The organism is Leclercia adecarboxylata (assembly GCF_006874705.1).
GTDB lineage: Bacteria > Pseudomonadota > Gammaproteobacteria > Enterobacterales > Enterobacteriaceae > Enterobacter > Enterobacter adecarboxylatus_C.
This window is the reverse complement of record NZ_CP035382.1, coordinates 2,836,087-2,851,758: the sequence shown is the minus strand read 5'-3', so window position 1 is coordinate 2,851,758 and position 15,672 is coordinate 2,836,087. Positions and strand designations below refer to the sequence as shown.

Annotated in this window: 19 protein-coding genes and 1 pseudogene; 5 read left to right on the top strand and 15 right to left on the bottom strand. The window is 56.6% G+C overall.

Annotated elements, in window-relative coordinates:
* Nucleotides 1-96 precede the first annotated feature (96 nt).
* Entirely contained in the window at nt 97-1,008 is a 912-nt protein-coding gene (gene rdgC, locus ES815_RS14530; RefSeq protein WP_142488400.1) for a recombination-associated protein RdgC, read from the top strand.
* 56 nt (nt 1,009-1,064) lie between these two features.
* Here rdgC and ppnP read toward each other — a convergent pair whose 3' ends face one another.
* The 5 genes from ppnP to ES815_RS14505 form a co-directional block, all read right to left on the bottom strand.
* Nucleotides 1,065-1,349 (bottom strand): pyrimidine/purine nucleoside phosphorylase, encoded by a 285-nt coding sequence (gene ppnP, locus ES815_RS14525; RefSeq protein WP_106992107.1) that lies wholly within the window; start codon nt 1,347-1,349, stop codon nt 1,065-1,067.
* A gap of 72 nt (nt 1,350-1,421) precedes the next feature.
* A complete protein-coding gene (locus ES815_RS14520; protein WP_142488399.1) occupies nt 1,422-2,099 on the bottom strand; it encodes an AroM family protein in 678 nt (225 codons plus the stop codon).
* Between the two features lie 239 nt (nt 2,100-2,338).
* Entirely contained in the window at nt 2,339-2,530 is a 192-nt protein-coding gene (gene yaiA / locus ES815_RS14515) for a protein YaiA (RefSeq protein WP_142488398.1), read from the bottom strand.
* Nucleotides 2,531-2,575: 45 nt separating this feature from the next.
* The gene (gene aroL / locus ES815_RS14510; RefSeq protein ID WP_142488397.1) at nt 2,576-3,100 is read right to left on the bottom strand and encodes a shikimate kinase AroL; all 525 of its coding nucleotides are present in this window, start codon (nt 3,098-3,100) and stop codon (nt 2,576-2,578) included.
* Between the two features lie 273 nt (nt 3,101-3,373).
* Nucleotides 3,374-3,832, bottom strand: coding sequence for a YaiI/YqxD family protein (locus tag ES815_RS14505; RefSeq protein WP_142488396.1), 459 nt, complete (start codon nt 3,830-3,832; stop codon nt 3,374-3,376).
* An 86-nt stretch (nt 3,833-3,918) separates the two neighbouring features.
* On the opposite strand from ES815_RS14505, the gene proC reads away from it, so the two are divergent.
* Entirely contained in the window at nt 3,919-4,728 is an 810-nt protein-coding gene (proC, locus tag ES815_RS14500) for a pyrroline-5-carboxylate reductase (protein ID WP_142488395.1), read from the top strand.
* Between the two features lie 14 nt (nt 4,729-4,742).
* On the opposite strand, the gene adrA is transcribed toward proC, so the two are convergent.
* The 6 genes and pseudogenes from adrA to ES815_RS14470 all read right to left on the bottom strand — a co-directional run bounded on the left by adrA (nt 4,743) and on the right by ES815_RS14470 (nt 9,261).
* Nucleotides 4,743-5,858 (bottom strand): diguanylate cyclase AdrA, encoded by a 1,116-nt coding sequence (gene adrA, locus ES815_RS14495; RefSeq protein WP_142488394.1) that lies wholly within the window; start codon nt 5,856-5,858, stop codon nt 4,743-4,745.
* A gap of 90 nt (nt 5,859-5,948) precedes the next feature.
* Nucleotides 5,949-6,269 carry a phosphate starvation-inducible protein PsiF gene (psiF, locus tag ES815_RS14490; RefSeq protein WP_142488393.1) on the bottom strand — a complete coding sequence of 107 codons (321 nt, stop codon included), beginning with the start codon at nt 6,267-6,269 and terminating at the stop codon, nt 5,949-5,951.
* An 82-nt stretch (nt 6,270-6,351) separates the two neighbouring features.
* Nucleotides 6,352-6,556, bottom strand: a pseudogene (locus tag ES815_RS23965) (alkaline phosphatase); the annotation flags it as partial.
* Between the two features lie 99 nt (nt 6,557-6,655).
* Nucleotides 6,656-6,916, bottom strand: coding sequence for an anti-adapter protein IraP (gene iraP, locus ES815_RS14480; protein WP_142488392.1), 261 nt, complete (start codon nt 6,914-6,916; stop codon nt 6,656-6,658).
* 238 nt (nt 6,917-7,154) lie between these two features.
* On the bottom strand, nt 7,155-8,378 hold the full coding sequence (locus tag ES815_RS14475; protein WP_142488391.1) for a multidrug efflux MFS transporter: 1,224 nt from the start codon (nt 8,376-8,378) through the stop codon (nt 7,155-7,157).
* Nucleotides 8,379-8,511: 133 nt separating this feature from the next.
* A complete protein-coding gene (locus ES815_RS14470; RefSeq protein ID WP_185902336.1) occupies nt 8,512-9,261 on the bottom strand; it encodes an extensin family protein in 750 nt (249 codons plus the stop codon).
* Nucleotides 9,262-9,337: 76 nt separating this feature from the next.
* Between ES815_RS14470 and ddlA the strand changes: the two genes are divergently transcribed.
* Nucleotides 9,338-10,438, top strand: a complete 1,101-nt coding sequence (gene ddlA, locus ES815_RS14465; RefSeq protein WP_142488389.1) for a D-alanine--D-alanine ligase — start codon at nt 9,338-9,340, stop codon at nt 10,436-10,438.
* On the opposite strand, the gene ES815_RS14460 is transcribed toward ddlA, so the two are convergent.
* A complete protein-coding gene (locus tag ES815_RS14460; RefSeq protein WP_142488388.1) occupies nt 10,435-10,653 on the bottom strand; it encodes a DUF2754 domain-containing protein in 219 nt (72 codons plus the stop codon). The two genes, ddlA and ES815_RS14460, sit on opposite strands and share 4 nt — an antisense overlap.
* A 247-nt stretch (nt 10,654-10,900) precedes the next feature.
* Here ES815_RS14460 and ES815_RS14455 point away from each other — a divergent pair, with 247 nt between their 5' ends.
* Complete coding sequence (locus tag ES815_RS14455) at nt 10,901-11,203, top strand: DUF2755 family protein (RefSeq protein ID WP_106992096.1); 303 nt, start codon at nt 10,901-10,903, stop codon at nt 11,201-11,203.
* Here ES815_RS14455 and ES815_RS14450 read toward each other — a convergent pair.
* Both ES815_RS14450 and sbmA read right to left on the bottom strand, forming a co-directional pair.
* On the bottom strand, nt 11,200-12,300 hold the full coding sequence (locus ES815_RS14450) for a DUF1615 domain-containing protein (protein ID WP_142488387.1): 1,101 nt from the start codon (nt 12,298-12,300) through the stop codon (nt 11,200-11,202). The two genes, ES815_RS14455 and ES815_RS14450, sit on opposite strands and share 4 nt — an antisense overlap.
* A gap of 14 nt (nt 12,301-12,314) precedes the next feature.
* Nucleotides 12,315-13,535: a peptide antibiotic transporter SbmA gene (sbmA, locus tag ES815_RS14445; protein WP_142488386.1), complete on the bottom strand. Its 1,221-nt coding sequence runs from the start codon at nt 13,533-13,535 to the stop codon at nt 12,315-12,317.
* Between the two features lie 286 nt (nt 13,536-13,821).
* Here sbmA and ampH point away from each other — a divergent pair, with 286 nt between their 5' ends.
* Nucleotides 13,822-14,991, top strand: coding sequence for a D-alanyl-D-alanine-carboxypeptidase/endopeptidase AmpH (gene ampH, locus ES815_RS14440; RefSeq protein ID WP_142488385.1), 1,170 nt, complete (start codon nt 13,822-13,824; stop codon nt 14,989-14,991).
* Here the strand turns inward: ampH and ES815_RS14435 are convergent.
* Nucleotides 14,988-15,614: a helix-turn-helix domain-containing protein gene (locus ES815_RS14435; protein ID WP_142488384.1), complete on the bottom strand. Its 627-nt coding sequence runs from the start codon at nt 15,612-15,614 to the stop codon at nt 14,988-14,990. The genes ampH and ES815_RS14435 overlap by 4 nt on opposite strands.
* Nucleotides 15,615-15,672 lie beyond the last annotated feature (58 nt).

Below are 15,672 nucleotides of genomic sequence, written 5' to 3'. Positions count from 1 at the left end.
ACAGAGTAGAAGCCTGCTACCCGATTAGCAATGCAAGCGATGCGACAATTCGCTATCATGCCCGCTGAATTAAACGACAAGACCGTGGAAATTATCATGCTGTGGTTCAAAAATTTGATGGTTTACCGTCTCAGCCGCGACATCGAGCTGCGCGCCGACGAGATGGAAAAACAGTTAGACCTTTACGCATTTACCCCGTGTGGCAGCCAGGACATGGCGAAAACCGGATGGGTTCCGCCTATGGGATCACAGAGCGATGCGCTGACCCACACCACCAATGGTCAAATCATTATCTGCGCGCGTAAGGAAGAGAAGATCCTGCCGACGCCAGTAGTGAAACAGGCGCTGGAAGCCAAAATTTTCAAGCTGGAAGCCGAACAGGGCCGTAAGCTGAAAAAAACGGAAAAAGATTCGCTGAAAGATGAAGTTCTGCATTCGTTGCTGCCGCGTGCCTTTAGCCGCTTCAGCCAGACAATGATGTGGATCGACACGGTTAACGGCCTGATTATGGTCGACTGCGCCAGCGCCAAAAAAGCGGAAGATACGCTGGCATTGCTGCGTAAAAGCCTCGGTTCACTGCCGGTGGTGCCGCTGACGATGGAAAACCCGATCGAGCTGACCCTCACCGAATGGGTGCGGGCCAACAACGTCCCGCAGGGTTTGCAGCTGCTGGACGAAGCCGAGCTGAAAGCGATCCTTGAAGACGGCGGCGTGATCCGCGCCAAGAAGCAGGAGCTGGTCAGCGACGAGATCGCGGTGCATATCGAAGCCGGCAAGCTGGTGACCAAGCTGGCACTCGACTGGCAGCAGCGTATTCAGTTCATGATGTGTGACGATGGCTCCATCAAGCGCCTGAAGTTCTCCGATGAGCTGCGCGATCAGAACGACGATATCGACCGGGACGACTATGCCCAGCGTTTTGATGCTGATTTCATTCTGATGACGGGTGAACTGGCGGCGTTGATTCAGAGCGTGGTGGAAGGGCTAGGCGGCGAAGCACAGCGTTAATGCTTCATGCCAGGCTTTATGCCAGAAACAGGGGCCGGGTTAACCCGGCTCTTTTTTTACAGATAACGACACAGATAGGACGCAGGCTCAGCCACCTGCAGATGGAATTCGCTGTGGCCTGGCACGTTGAAAACATCGCCCGGGTTATAGACCTTCCACTCGGTTTCCCCCGGCAATAACACTTTCAGTGAACCGCTGACCACGGTCATCTCTTCAGGCTGCGCGGTACCGAAGGCATACTCCCCTTCCGCCATCACGCCAACACTGGCACGGCCAGTAATGCTGCTGGTAAAACCAATGGACTTCACTTTACCGGAAAAGTATTCATTACTCTGAAGCATGGACGGGTCCTTATTGTCATTGGATGTGAATCCAATATAGGGGTGACGCTCCATGCCTGTCACGCAAAATCATCAGACCAGCAATTCCGAGGCCAGCCGGGCGACCAGCACGTTTGACAGCAGCACCGGCACATCCAGGGTTTTTTGCAGTAAATCGCGGTGACGTTGATGGAAACCGAGGCAATCGAGCATCAGCACATCCGCGCCGCGCTCCAGCAGATCGCGCCCGGCGGCGATCAGTTTTGTTTCGCTGTCCCAGAATGGATTGGCCACGGCGAGCAGTGGGGTATTCACCAGCCCACGCCACTTATGCGACTGGTTTTCCAGCAGTTCGGGGATCGGCACGATCACCCCCACCTGATGGCTGTCGACAATCGATCCCACCAGCGGCGGGATGATCCGCATCGGCTCAAGCAGGATCGCATTACGGGCAACGAGACCGGTGACAGGCGCCGTGCTCATCAACAGGATCACCTCATAGTCCCGGTTATCGAGGACTTCAATCACGCTCTGCAGGGCGCGTTCGATCTTTGGCAGCGAAACGTTGCCCAGCTCGCCGTCGCTGAGCAGGGTTGGCAGCAGCGCCTCACCCGGTTCAGGGGCGTAGTCTTCCATGACCTCTTCCCTGCTCAGCGTACCGAGCAGACTGTGGTGCGTGATCTGTTGTTCAGAGATATGCTCCGTTAAGAGCGGGAGCACTTCGCTTACCGGGACTACCCCAATGGTGAGGATCGCCAACGTCGCTTTCATCATTCTCGCCTTTCTTTACTACCACCGACCGTGACACAGAGACAGGCTCGCTTCGCTGTACAGTGCGCTGTTCAGGAAAAAGTGCTGAAAAGCGTAGCAGCAGATTAACGTACCGGAATGTAAAGATCCGCGAGCCTGACAGGATGTGTCTGTAAAACCTGTACATTACCCTCCGTTTAAGGTTATCGCTTTTTAAATAGTGTGATTAGCGTTCGGTTTTTTCCGCTTTCAGATTTTGATCAGGCCTTATCCGGGTCTTCGTAACGCACTTTGGCATCCTGCGCTTCGAGCTCCGTTTCGTGCTCGCTGATCAGCGAATCGGGTTTTGGGTGGTCAGCACGCAGCTGATACCAGGTGACAGTCTGGCCCGTCGCGCCTTTTTCAACGGCAACGATACGGGCTTCACGCGGATAGGGAGGTCTGGTTGGCATAGTTCATCCTTTTTTTAATGGCTGAACTATCAGTATAGACATCAGTTAGCTGGCGCATGCCAGATGCAGTGCGATTACGATGTTTTGTACCACCTGGGCCGGTGGCAGCGAAGCATCGACGACGTGGTGAGCGGCTTCGCGATAGAGGGCGTCGCGCTCTGCCAGCACCGCACTCACCTCTTCGCTGATGGGCTTGCCGGTCAGGGTCGGGCGCTGGCCCTCTTCCGGGAAGGCTTCGAGGCGTTCAACCAGAACCGGCACCGGCGCGCTAAGGTAAATCACAGTACCCTTTTCGCGCATAAACTGCCGGTTCCAGGCCGACAGAATAATGCCGCCGCCGGTAGCAATAATGCCGGAACCCGCCGTCACCGCCTCGAGGGTCGCCGTTTCGCGGGCGCGGAAACTCTCCCACCCTTCCTGCTCAACGATCTCGGCAATGCTTTGACCGGCGTGGGTCTGCAACCAGTGATCGGTGTCGACAAATTCGCTCTGGCACAGACGAGCCAGTTCCAGACCGACGGTTGTTTTTCCACAGCCGCGGGGGCCAATTAAAAAAATAGGCTGGGTCATAACCAGGAGTTCCCTTTGAGGCCGCGCACATGCGGTAGGTAAAGTCGAAAAGCGTGCAATGATACCATTAAACTAGTACATAAGTTAATCGTAAAAATATTATTACACCAGATGTGGTATTAAAATGACATTCCAGTCAACCCCGGATATACAAAGGGGGATTCTGTAAAGAAATAATGGCACTGAATGGTGCGCTCACCTTACCTGAAGCCACCCGCCGCTGACAACCCCGGAACAGGGTAATCCTGGTCAAATCATATGTCATGGTGATGATTAACCCTGGCGGCGCTTCACTTCCAGCAGCCATTTATCGAGCTCGGCGGCAAACAGCTGCCTGTCGCGCGGGGATAAACTGTCCGGCCCGCCGGTCTGCACGCCGCTGGCACGCAAGGTATCCATAAAATCGCGCATCGTCAGCTTTTCGCGAATGGTGGCCGGGGAGTAACGTTCCCCGCGCGGGTTCAGTGCCGCCGCCCCTTTCTCCAGCACTTCTGCCGCCAGCGGGATATCGGCGGTGATCACCAGGTCGTCGGCGCTGCACAGACGCACGATTTCGTTATCGGCCACGTCAAAACCGGCCGGTACCCGCAGGGTGCGAATAAAGCGGGACGGCGGCACGCGCAGGGTCTGATTCGCCACCAGCGTCATCGGCATCTGGACGCGCTCGGCGGCACGAAACAGGATCTCTTTAATGACATTCGGACACGCATCGGCATCCACCCAAATCGCCATCTTCTCTCTCCGGCATATAATGCTGCGTAATAAAACCTGATAGGCTAAAGTTCCACAATCATAACAAAGTTTAAGAGGGAGACGTGATGGAGAAGAAAATCGGTTTTATCGGCTGCGGTAATATGGGCAAAGCCATTCTCGGCGGTCTGATTGCCAGCGGTCAGGTCCTGCCTGGCCAGATTTGGGTCTATACCCCCTCGCCGGACAAAGTCGCCGCCCTGCACGACCAGTACGGGATCAACGCCGCGCAAAGCGCTCAGGAAGTGGCGCAGGTAGCCGATATCGTCTTCGGGGCAGTGAAGCCGAACATGATGGTGAAAGTCCTGAGCGATATCACCTCCAGCCTGAATAAAGAGACGCTGGTGGTCTCCATCGCCGCAGGCGTCACCCTCGATCAGCTGGCGCGCGCGCTGGGACATGATCGTAAAATCGTTCGCGCCATGCCTAACACGCCGTCGCTGGTCAATGCGGGCATGACCTCCATCACCCCTAACGCGCTGGTGACCGCCGAAGAGGTGGCCGATGTGATCAACATTTTCCGCTGTTTCGGGGAAGCCGAGGTGATTGCCGAGGCGATGATCCACCCGGTGGTCGGGGTCAGCGGGTCGGCACCCGCCTACGTATTTATGTTTATCGAAGCGATGGCCGATGCGGCCGTTCTCGGCGGGATGCCGCGCGCGCAGGCCTATAAATTTGCCGCGCAGGCGGTGATGGGCTCAGCCAAAATGGTGCTCGAAACCGGTAAACATCCGGGCGAGCTGAAAGATATGGTCTGCTCCCCGGGCGGCACCACTATTGAAGCAGTGCGGGTGCTGGAGGAGCGCGGCTTCCGTGCCGCCGTCATTGAAGCCATGAATAAGTGCATGGAAAAATCAGAGCTGCTGAGTAAGTCCTGACCGACTGCCGGACGTCAGGCCGCCACTTCGGTGCGGTTACGTCCGGCATTTTTCGCTTTGTAGAGCGCGATATCCGCCGCTTTAAGCCACTCCTGATAATGCACCATCGACGTCGTGAGCGGCGCTACGCCGACGCTGATGGATATCTTTACCTGGAGCGATCCCGGCAGATGTAAATCTACCAGCCGTTCGTGTACCCGCGACATTGCCGCAATGGCGCTTTCCGCCTGCGTGCCGCTCATGATCACCGCGAACTCATCCCCGCCAAAGCGGCCAATCATATCGCTGGCGCGTAGCGTGAGCTGTAGCTGCCGGGTGACGGCGACAATCGCCTGATCGCCAACGTCGTGGCCCCAGGTATCGTTAATGCTCTTGAAGTGATCGATATCGATCAGCAGGAGCGTGGCGCTACGGTGATAGCGGCGGCAGTTTTCATATTCCGTGCGCAGCAAAACTTCCCAGTGGCGACGATTAAACACCCCCGTCATGCCATCAAGAGTACTCATCAGCTCAAGCCGGCGCTTATGTTCCACCAGACGACTCGTCGTATGGAAACTCACCCAGGCAAACAGCATCGGGTAAAAGACGATCACCGGCAGCGCGAGCCAGAGTTCCAGCGGCGTGCTGACGTAGTCCGGCGTCACGCGCGTGAGCTGCAGGGAGACCAGCGCCGCCAGTGCGGTCATCATCACCCCGGGGCCGTACAGCCGGATCCCGCCCACGCCAATAAGGTTCATGCTTATCATCATAACCAGCGCCGCGCTTGGCATGGCATTAATTCCCATCACCCCAATCCAGACCCCGGCCACAATGGCGTCGACTTTGAGGTTAAACATCTCGCCGTTATAGGGATCGGTAGAACGCGCTGCTAATTGCCAGGCCAGATGGGGCCAGACAAACGCCCAGCCAACCAGCAGCAGCCACCAGACACCGTTGACCGGCTGCGCGACCAGCACGCTGGCAATCGGTAAGAAGAGAATGCCCAGCCCCACCGCTCGCGGCCAACGCAGCCGACGAGCCAGTCGGATACCCGCACGGTGATACTCATCCGCTGAATGCGCCTGACTCATTCCTTCCCGGGCATAGACTTTGCTGTAAAAGTTTTCATCATTCATAATTTTTGGGAACACTCAAAAGCATTTTCCCAAATTATAGAAAGGCTTACTCAAGGCTAAGTATGATATTTCGGGTGAGCCACCGGGCTCGCTCACCCGTTTGAACTAGCCGTTTTTCTTCAGACAGGCACTCATAAACTTATTTCGATCGTCGCCTTTAAGGGATTGTTGGGTCGCCTGACTGTTGCATTCGCGCATCCTTTGTTGCTGCGGCGTCAGGCTTTTTTCGCCGGGTTTAGAGGAGGCGTTTTTCAGGCAGTCGCTCATATAGGTCTTACGGGAATCGCCCTTCAGCGCCTGGGCGGTGGCCTGTTGATTGCAGGTGGTCATACGTTGCTGCTGCGGGGTTTGCTGTTTATCCTGGGCCCCCACCGGGGTAAGAGAAAACAGACCAAAGAGCAGCGTAACCAGCAGTGTGATTTTCATAGCACTTTCCTTCTGTGGATGATCACAGTAAGTCTGGTTCGTGCTGCTGAAAAAACCACCCGTTAGGTGTTTTTTCGTGCCGGGCAGTGGAGTCGGTGACGCCATCTGGCTTGCCGGATTTTTTATCAGGCACATAGTGGATATATTGCCCTGTCAGGGGCAGGCTGGGTGATATCACCCTGAGCGGCACGATTATCCAGAACCCTGGTCGATGCCACAGTTTCAGCATAAATTGTGGGGGTAAATAACAGGGACAGTAATGCAATATAAAGTGCGCTCTGTTTCACTTATTTTTTCCATGTAGAAATACATAAAAAAATAAAACAGAGCGACTATAGGCAACCGATGTGACGGTTCTATGACATGAAATTACGTCAGATGACCGTTCAGTTGCGCGGGTGCCGTAACAGCTTTTTTACGTATTGCTGCAGCATTTCGCTGTCCTGCTCAGAGACCTGTGTGTCTGGTCGGGCCTCATCCAGCGCGCCTTCCACGCTATCAATCAGCGCCTGCTGCTCACTTTGCGCCATCTGTCGTAACAGCGCGGTTACCACAATTTCTAACGCTTCGACCTGGGCCACCAGCTCTTTTGACTCTTCTTCCTTTTGTGCAAGCTTCAGCAACAACTCAGCAATGAGATTTTTCACAGCGCTATTTCCTTATGAGATTTTTTCCGACGTTATCATTATGCCTGAGGCTTGCAAAGTAGTTAAAAGTACTATTTTTAGCCGGACAACACACTCCTGATAAATTAATCTGCCGGGCAGCCGGGAAAGAGGCACTTTAAATTAAATTAAAGCGTCGAGGCAGTGCAAAATAAAAGCAGAACCGCCATTTCAAATAAAAGATAATGACAGCCCTGCTTAAATATATTATACAGCAAGGCTACAACCGCTTATTCCCCCGAATGCTGGCTTCCTGCTGGCGTCGCCGCCGCATGGCCCATGCCAGCTGGATTATATTCAGTAAGACCACCACCGCGGTGGCGGCAAACACCCAGCGGAATCCGGCCATCGCCGAGACTGCCGCCCCCATCAGCGGACCGGCGACGTTCCCCAGATACATAAACGACTGGTTATAACCGAAGATCCGCCCGGTTACCCGATCGCTGGAGTATTTAATCAGCAGCGTCTGTACGGCAGGCAGCATGGCACCATCGGCAAAGCCCAGCAGGAAGCGCAGCACCCCAAGCTGGAAGGGGGTGGTAACAAAGGACATGGCAAAAAAGAGCACCACCGCCACGATAAGCGTCGCCATCAGAATGCGACCGGTGCCGATGCGATCCCCCAGCTTGCCCAGACGCGGGGCAGACATCAGCGCGGAGATGCCCGGCACGGCGGCAATCATCCCGCTGAGGAAGGCGATATTGTTGCTGTCCGGCGCCATCGACTGAATAAACAGTGCGAGGATCGGCCCTACCGAACCGTTACAGAGCTGGATCACCATAGTGGTGATAAACAGGCTGATCATCAGCCATGGGTAGGGTAGCGAGGCAAACACCGCCTTACCGCTCAGCCGCTCCGCTTTGCTCGTCGTCGGGCGAGCCCCCTCTTTAATCAGAAACAGCGTCACCAGAAAGCTGATCACCAGCAGGACCGCGGTGATGAGGAACACCGCGCGCAGCCCCACGTGGTCAGCCAGAAAGCCCCCCATCAGCGGGCCGCCGATCACGCCGCTGATCTGCGCCGTCGACAGGGTACTGATGGCCCAGCCGCTGCGCTCCCGGGGCACCTGTGAGGCCACCAGCGCCATGGCATTCGGGATATAGCCGGAGGTCAGCCCCATCAGCGCACGCAGCAGGAACAGCTGCCAGACGTTAGTGGCAAAAGCCTGGAGCAGGATCGCAATCGCCATTCCCAGCGAGGCGCGCAGCAGCATCAGCTTGCGCCCTTTGCGGTCGGCCAGGCTGCCCCACATTGGCGAGACAATGGCCGAGACCAGAAACGTGACGCTGAAAGTCAGGCCCGACCACATCGACAGCGCCTCGTGGGACGAGACGCCAAGCTGGGACACGTACAGCGGCAAAAAAGGTAAAATCTGGCTGATGGCAAGACCGGTGAAAAAACAACCGAACCAGACCGAAATGAGGTTAACTTTCCACGATTCCATAGGCGGATACTGTCTTCGTTTTGCATGAATTCGCTATCAGATTACCAACTCAGGCTGCGCCGAAAGTTATCAGAGATGCGCCTGCCGCGACTTCGGTGTTTTATCTTCCCAGTCATCATATCTGTGAAACATGTCACATATTTTTGCCTTTTGTCTGGTGATTTATACTTTGCGGGCAGTAGCCAAAACCGCGCATGCCCAGATGAAAATGGTTGGCGTGGGCGGCATTGTAATCCGGGCCGAGGGCATTGCCGAAGTAGCCGCAGCTGGCCCCCAGCAGCGCCCGCAGCCATGGCTGGGTGGTGGCGCTTTGCCAGCCGCGCAGGACCGAGATCCGCTGCCCGTTCTCCAGCGTAAAGCCGCTGATATCCAGCGCCTCGGCGCTGGCATGCTCGCTGCGCCGGGCATTCGGACGATGATAGATGTTCCGACAGGCAAAGCTTCCAAGATGGTCAATGCGCGACAGGCTGCTGCCCATCATGGTTTGGGTAAGGGGCCGGGCCTGCTGGTTGACGAACAGCGCCGAGCTGAGCGCCAGCGGGCAGCTGGCGAGAAAGCTGCTGCTGAGGCTGACGCTGCCAAAGCTACGCACGCGCACCACGTCGTTCAGCGGACACTCTCCCGTGCTGTCGGCCACCGTCTGGGTGCGGATCAGCTGGCGCGCATTGGCCTGCGCCAGCAGTATTTCACAATGCTCAGGGGACAGGCGTCTGAGCTTAAACTGGGTCAGGGTCCCGGGAGGATCGTCGAGAGATAGCGGGGCAAAGGGGTTGTAATACGACGGCAGCCAGCGGTAGCTTGCGATGGCCGCAGCAATGACAGCAAGACAGATAATCAGGCTTTTCCCTTTCACTCCCCCTCCTGAAACAATGTGCCAAAACATTATGGCAGAAGGCGGCGAATTCCGCCGGGCATCGTGATAGGGTAAGCGTTTTGAGTCAGAGTGGATGAGCGAAGTGATGGCGAAGTTGCGGGTAGGTATTGTCTTTGGGGGAAAATCAGCCGAGCACGAAGTGTCGCTGCAATCGGCCAAAAATATCGTTAACGCGATTGATAAGAGCCGCTTTGAGGTCGTGCTGTTAGGCATTGATAAACAGGGTCAATGGCACATTAACGACGAGCAGGGCTATCTGCTCAACGCTGACGATCCGGCGCACATCGCGCTGAACCCGTCTGAGATTAGCGTTGCCACTGTGCCAGGCGTGATGCAGGGCCAGCTGATCAATGCCAGTACCGGGCAGACACTGTCGCAGATCGACGTCATTTTCCCGATTGTCCACGGCACGCTGGGCGAAGACGGCTCCCTGCAGGGGATGCTGCGGATGGCTAACCTGCCGTTCGTCGGCTCCGACGTGCTCGGTTCCGCCGCCTGCATGGATAAGGACGTCACCAAGCGCCTGCTGCGCGATGCCGGGCTGAACGTGGCCCCCTTTGTCACCCTGACCCGCGCCAACCGCGACCAGCATACCTTTGCCGATCTCAGCGCCCGCTTTGGCCTGCCGCTGTTCGTCAAACCGGCGAACCAGGGCTCCTCCGTCGGCGTCAGCAAAGTGAACAGCGAAGCGCAGTTCAGCGACGCGGTGCGTCTGGCCTTTACCTTCGATCACAAAGTGGTGGTGGAACAGGGAATCAAAGGCCGTGAGATTGAGTGCGCGGTGCTGGGGAATGATTTCCCGCAGGCCAGCACCTGTGGTGAAGTGGTGCTGAACAGCGATTTCTACTCTTACGACACCAAATACATCGACGACCAGGGCGCGCAGGTGGTGGTGCCCGCCGCGCTGGATCCAGAGGTGAACGACGCGATCCGCGCCATTGCCATCGAGGCGTATCAGGCGCTGGGCTGTCGCGGCATGGCGCGTGTCGATGTCTTCTTAACGGCAGATAATCGCGTCGTGATCAATGAAATCAACACGCTGCCAGGCTTCACCAACATCAGCATGTACCCGAAACTGTGGCAGGCCAGCGGCCTCAGCTACCCGGATCTGATTACCCGCCTGATTGAACTGGCGCTGGAGCGACATGCCGCTGACAGCGCGCTACAGATTTCCGTTAACGGTTAATCCGCGTCGTTCGCCGTCGTCTCTTCCGGGCGACGGCGAATGATAAACCCTGCCAGCCAGAAACTGATAACCCAGGTCACCAGCCCTACCGCATAGGTTTGCCAGCCCTTCGCTTCGAAGCCCAGCAGCCCCACCACCCCGTTCAGAATAAAAATCAGCCCAATAGCAAAGGCGTAGAAGTGCCAGTCACGGCGGATTTTGGCAGGCAGTTTCATGGTCGCTCCAGAAGAAAAAATCTATCCTCGCACAGTTTTGTCGTCAGGTCTGCGGCGTATGCGGAAAATCTGAAATGAGAGTGAATTTCACTTAAGTAAAAAATCTGTGATGCGCGGCAAAAATTGCACATCCAGGAGAATTCTCCAGGCCAAATTACCATCATTCCGATATTGACATCCGCCATGAGCTGTCAAACTCAGCGTGTACAACAGGCATATAGCCAGGCAGAACATTCCGGAGGTAGTTATGGCAGACTTTACTATGTCGAAGCCGATTTTCAGCACCAGACAACCTAAGACCTCCACGGCAGGAAATATCGCATACGCTCTGTTTGTGCTGTTCTGCTTCTGGGCAGGCTCACAGCTGCTGAATATCCTTGTGCATGCTCCCGGCGTGTATGAGCACCTGATGCAGGTCGAAGACTCCGGTCGCCCGCGCGTGGAGATTGGGCTGGGCGTCGGGACCGTATTCGGGCTGATCCCGTTCCTTGTGGGGCTGGTGGTGTTGGGCGCCGTTGCCCTGGTCGTGCGCTGGCGCCGCTACCGCTAATTTAGCGCCATACACTTCGCCCGGCGATCGTCAACGCGCTGGGCAAACCAGGCGGTAGTCAGATTGCGGGTGATTTTCGGGCTCTCAAGCTGGATCCCCGGTAATATCGCTTTCGGGAGTTTCTTTCCGCTCTTCTGCTCCGCCAGCTTGTACACCTGCTGATAAAGTTCGGTTTTCTCAAATGCCAGGCTGTCGCCTTTCGCCAGCTGCTGGCGAATCTCACTGTCGCTCATATCCAGCTTGCTTTTAAGCTTACGCACCGCCAGTTCCGTCTTCCCTGCCTCGCTGCTGCCGTAGACGATCAGATCTCCGTCCAGCGCCAGCTTCACCCCGCTGGCGCGGCTGACTGCACTCTGGAATGCCGCATTGCGGCTGGCGTACCAGCCGGCGTTGAAGTCAGCAAAGCGGTAGAGCGGCACATCGTAGCTGGCGGGATAGTTCAGCAGATGGTAGGTGCCAAACCACAGGCCGCCGCGCAGGGAAAAGACCTCCTGACGCACCGTATTCTCGATTTTCCACGGATAGCCGTCGGTATGCTTTTCCGCGAAGGCGATACTGACCTGCATTGGCCCACCGGTATGCACCGGGTTCAGGGAGCCAAACAGGGTCTGCCCCATCGGCACCGTACCGATCATATCGTCGAAGATGGCGCTCAGCTGTTTCTCGGTTTTCACCGTATCCAGCCGCTCGCTGTAGCTTTTCCCGTTCGGCGAGGTGATTTTCAGCGCCGTATGGACCAGGAACGCCGGGATGTGCAGCTTTTCTGCCCGGCGATCGATCTCTTTCCAGGCGATTTTGTTCAGCCCCGGTACCGCCGGATCGGACTGATACAGCGACTCCTGCTGCGCCACCGCCAACACCGAGCAGATATTCTCCTCGGTGGGGGCAATCTTCTGGCTCTCAAAGGTTTTTGCCAGCGCCGAGGCCCACTGGTCCCGGTCTTTCACCGTGGCGGGCATTTTTTGCCGCACGACGCTGGCCACATCGACGGGCTTTTCGCCCTTTTTCAGTGGCGCAGCTTCCCTCTCAGCACACCCGGCTAACACCAGGGCGGCAAGCAGCGAAAAGGGTAATGCACGCGGTACGATAAAAGACATAACGACTCCCTGTATTAGCTCAACGTATGGGTCACTTCCTGTAGATCCTGACCATCCAGCTCACGTTCAAAACTGCGTAAACGTTTATAGATGGACATCAGCTCCACCAGCGTGGTCCATGAGCTGATCAGATACTGGAACGACCCTCGTACCTGACCAAACACATTGGTGATTTGCGTCATCAGACCCAGGGTGATAGTACCGGCCACAATCGACGGGAACAGCAGGAACAAGCCGAAAACGTTATCCACCTGCAGATAAAGGATGCGGGCGATGTTGAAGTACATGTAGTGGAAATAGAGGCGGAAATAGTTGCGACGCACCGCGCCGAACAGTTCGCGCACCGTCGGCGGCGAGGCGCGGCTGGCGTCGTCTTCGCCATAGACCAGCTCTTTACGGTAGGCCGCTTCGACGCGCTGGTTTTTAAACTCCAGCCCCGGCAGTTTGATCCCCACCGCCGCCAGCAGACCCGTACCCATCAGCGACCAGACAATCGCAGCGATCACCAGGCCGTACGGCAGATGGCCGACAATTGGCAGTTCCGGCACGTGGGCAGACAGCGTAACCAGCACCGGCAGGAAGGCGATCAGGGTCATGATGGCGTTGATAAAGCTGACCCCCATATCTTCAAGGGTGGATGCGAAGCGCATGGTATCTTCCTGCACACGCTGGGCGGCACCTTCGATATGGCGCAGCTGCTGCCAGTGGGCCATATAGTATTCGTTCATCGCGGTGCGCCAGCGGAACACGTAGTGGCTGACAAAGAAATTATTCATCACGCCAATAACAACGGCGATCAGCGCGATCCCGAGGAACACGCCGACTTCATGATAAAACTGGTTAATAGTGACTTTGTGCGGCGCGCTGAGCGCGGTCTGGATCAGATCATAGAACGGCGCATACCAAGCGTTGACCGCCACCCCGACCTCCACCAGAAACCAGGTGACAAAGATAATCAGCGAGGTGCCGAGAATCGACCAGTACTGCCAGCGGTGCGGCGAGTAGATAAACCAGAACAGGGCAAACGCCCCGATGCAGAAGGCGTAATAAGCATAAAAGAGCAGATAGCCCGGCGACCAGAAACGCGCCGCGCTGATTGGCACATCGCCTGTGGCACCGACCAGACGCGCAAAACCGTCAGCGCCACCGGCCTGCCAGAAAATGACAGCGATCAGGGCCCAAATAAAGGCCGAAAGGAAAAAGGGCCCCGGTTTGGGGAAAAACGACTTAAACATAACGCTTCCTTCTTGTAGTTATCGCTACTGCTGTGGACGACGGATTATCAGACCTGCCGGCCTGGTTTTAGTTCGCCGTCAACCGCCACCTGCGCGGAAAAGTAAATGAGCTGACAAGTATCATAAGCGCAATGTCACAAAACATGAGATCGGTAATAACGAAATTGTTTGTATTTACCCATGGTTACGTTTTTCACGCTATCGTTATGCTGTTCAGGCCTTTGCAATACGCCGTTTAGTAGTATAAATACGCATACTTTTCTCATTCACTTCATGGATGCTTTCGTTGAAACGTAGTCTGTTACTCTCCGCCGCGCTGTATGCGGCCAGCCTCACCTGCGTGCAGGCTGCCCCTGCCCAGTCGATTGCCGATCCGGCCTTCGCCTCCGATGTGGTCGATCGCTATGCGAATCTTATTTTTTACGGCAGCGGCGCAACGGGGATGGCCCTGGTGGCGATTGACGGTAACCAGCGCGTATTCCGCAGCTTTGGCGAAACACGTCCGGGTAATAATGTTCACCCGCAGCTGGATTCGGTGGTACGCATTGCCTCCCTGACCAAACTGATGACCAGTGAGATGCTGGTGAAGCTGCTCGATCAGGGCGTGGTGAAGCTGAACGATCCGTTAAGCAAATACGCCCCGCCGGGGGCCCGGGTGCCGACATATCAGGGCGCGCCCATTACGCTCGTCAACCTTGCCACCCACACCAGCGCCCTGCCGCGCGAACAGCCCGGCGGTGCCGCCCATCGTCCAGTATTTGTCTGGCCGACCCGGGATCAACGCTGGAACTGGTTATCGACGGCGACCCTGAAATCATCACCGGGTTCGCAGGCCGCCTACTCAAACCTGGCCTTTGATCTGCTGGCCGATGCGCTGGGCAACGCAGCGGGCAAACCCTACGCTCAGCTGTTCGACGAGCAAATCGCCCGTCCGCTGGGAATGAAAGACACCACCTTTACCCCCTCCCCCGATCAGTGCAAGCGCCTGATGGTGGCGGAAAAAGGGGCCAGCCCGTGTAACAACACTCTGGCGGCAGTGGGCAGCGGCGGGGTTTACTCCACCCCGGGCGACATGATGCGCTGGATGCAGCAGTTCCTCTCCTCTGATTTCTACGCGCGCAGCAATCAGGCCGACAGAATGCAGACGCTGATCTATCAGCGCAGCCAGTTAACGCGAGTGATTGGCATGGATGTGCCAGGCCGCGCGGACGCGCTGGGCCTCGGCTGGGTCTATCTGGCGCCGAAAAACGGTCGTCCGGGCATTATCCAGAAAACCGGCGGCGGCGGCGGATTCATCACCTATATGGCGATGATCCCGCAGTCTAACGTTGGGGTATTTGTGGTGGTGACGCGCTCGCCGCTTACGCGTTTCGTCAATATGAGCGACGGCGTCAACCAGCTGGTGGTGGAGCTGAGCGAGAACAAGCCGCAGGCGATCACCGCTTCCCTGGACTAATATTCAGCGGGCAAACGGTTGACGCTAACCAGTTTGCCCCGCTCCATCGTGATGTAGTTCCCCTGCCGTAACGCCGCCAGCACCTCTGCCACCACCGAACGCGAAATACGCGTGCGGCGCTGAATGTAGCTCATCACCCCCACCCGCATACGTAACGCTTCATCCCACTGGGCCATATCCAGCAGCGTGGCGCGGATCTGGCTGTACGAGTTATTGCCCACCAGCTGCTTGTCGCGGATCTCCATCACCCGGTGGTGCCAGGAGAGCCAGCAGAACGCATCAGACCATAAACCGGCCTGCTGGATCAGATGGCGGGCGCTGGCGGCGGGGAGATAGAACCCGGAACAGGGCGATTGTGATATCAGCAGGTACTCTGTGCTACAGCCCATCATGCCGGCGTTAATCCCGAAGATGTAGGGCGCGGCGACAATCTCGACCAGTAAATCATCCTGCTGGCGGTGAATGCTGAGCGATCCAGACTGCAGCACCACCGCGCAGTGATTTTCTTCGTTGCGCTCGCCAAACACCGGAAGCTGGGCAGACAGTTTGAACGGCGTGCTGTGCGCAGAGAGGCACTTTTCGAGCCGGGAGAATTCAGAAAGGGGTTTTGCATACCGGTTCATGCAGGTCTCGAGTCATCCTTAACTGACGCTAAAAAGCGGGGAGGCACGCCTCCCCGCA

What these genes read in the sequence shown, in the direction of transcription:
- rdgC (WP_142488400.1), top strand. Translation starts at nt 97, where the DNA reads ATGCTGTGGTTCAAAAATTTGATGGTTTACCGTCTCAGCCGCGACATC.
- ppnP (WP_106992107.1), bottom strand. Translation starts at nt 1,349, where the DNA reads ATGCTTCAGAGTAATGAATACTTTTCCGGTAAAGTGAAGTCCATTGGT.
- ES815_RS14520 (WP_142488399.1), bottom strand. Translation starts at nt 2,099, where the DNA reads ATGAAAGCGACGTTGGCGATCCTCACCATTGGGGTAGTCCCGGTAAGC.
- yaiA (WP_142488398.1), bottom strand. Translation starts at nt 2,530, where the DNA reads ATGCCAACCAGACCTCCCTATCCGCGTGAAGCCCGTATCGTTGCCGTT.
- aroL (WP_142488397.1), bottom strand. Translation starts at nt 3,100, where the DNA reads ATGACCCAGCCTATTTTTTTAATTGGCCCCCGCGGCTGTGGAAAAACA.
- ES815_RS14505 (WP_142488396.1), bottom strand. Translation starts at nt 3,832, where the DNA reads ATGGCGATTTGGGTGGATGCCGATGCGTGTCCGAATGTCATTAAAGAG.
- proC (WP_142488395.1), top strand. Translation starts at nt 3,919, where the DNA reads ATGGAGAAGAAAATCGGTTTTATCGGCTGCGGTAATATGGGCAAAGCC.
- psiF (WP_142488393.1), bottom strand. Translation starts at nt 6,269, where the DNA reads ATGAAAATCACACTGCTGGTTACGCTGCTCTTTGGTCTGTTTTCTCTT.
- ES815_RS14475 (WP_142488391.1), bottom strand. Translation starts at nt 8,378, where the DNA reads ATGGAATCGTGGAAAGTTAACCTCATTTCGGTCTGGTTCGGTTGTTTT.
- ES815_RS14470 (WP_185902336.1), bottom strand. Translation starts at nt 9,261, where the DNA reads ATGTTTTGGCACATTGTTTCAGGAGGGGGAGTGAAAGGGAAAAGCCTG.
- ddlA (WP_142488389.1), top strand. Translation starts at nt 9,338, where the DNA reads ATGGCGAAGTTGCGGGTAGGTATTGTCTTTGGGGGAAAATCAGCCGAG.
- ES815_RS14460 (WP_142488388.1), bottom strand. Translation starts at nt 10,653, where the DNA reads ATGAAACTGCCTGCCAAAATCCGCCGTGACTGGCACTTCTACGCCTTT.
- ES815_RS14455 (WP_106992096.1), top strand. Translation starts at nt 10,901, where the DNA reads ATGGCAGACTTTACTATGTCGAAGCCGATTTTCAGCACCAGACAACCT.
- ES815_RS14450 (WP_142488387.1), bottom strand. Translation starts at nt 12,300, where the DNA reads ATGTCTTTTATCGTACCGCGTGCATTACCCTTTTCGCTGCTTGCCGCC.
- sbmA (WP_142488386.1), bottom strand. Translation starts at nt 13,535, where the DNA reads ATGTTTAAGTCGTTTTTCCCCAAACCGGGGCCCTTTTTCCTTTCGGCC.
- ES815_RS14435 (WP_142488384.1), bottom strand. Translation starts at nt 15,614, where the DNA reads ATGAACCGGTATGCAAAACCCCTTTCTGAATTCTCCCGGCTCGAAAAG.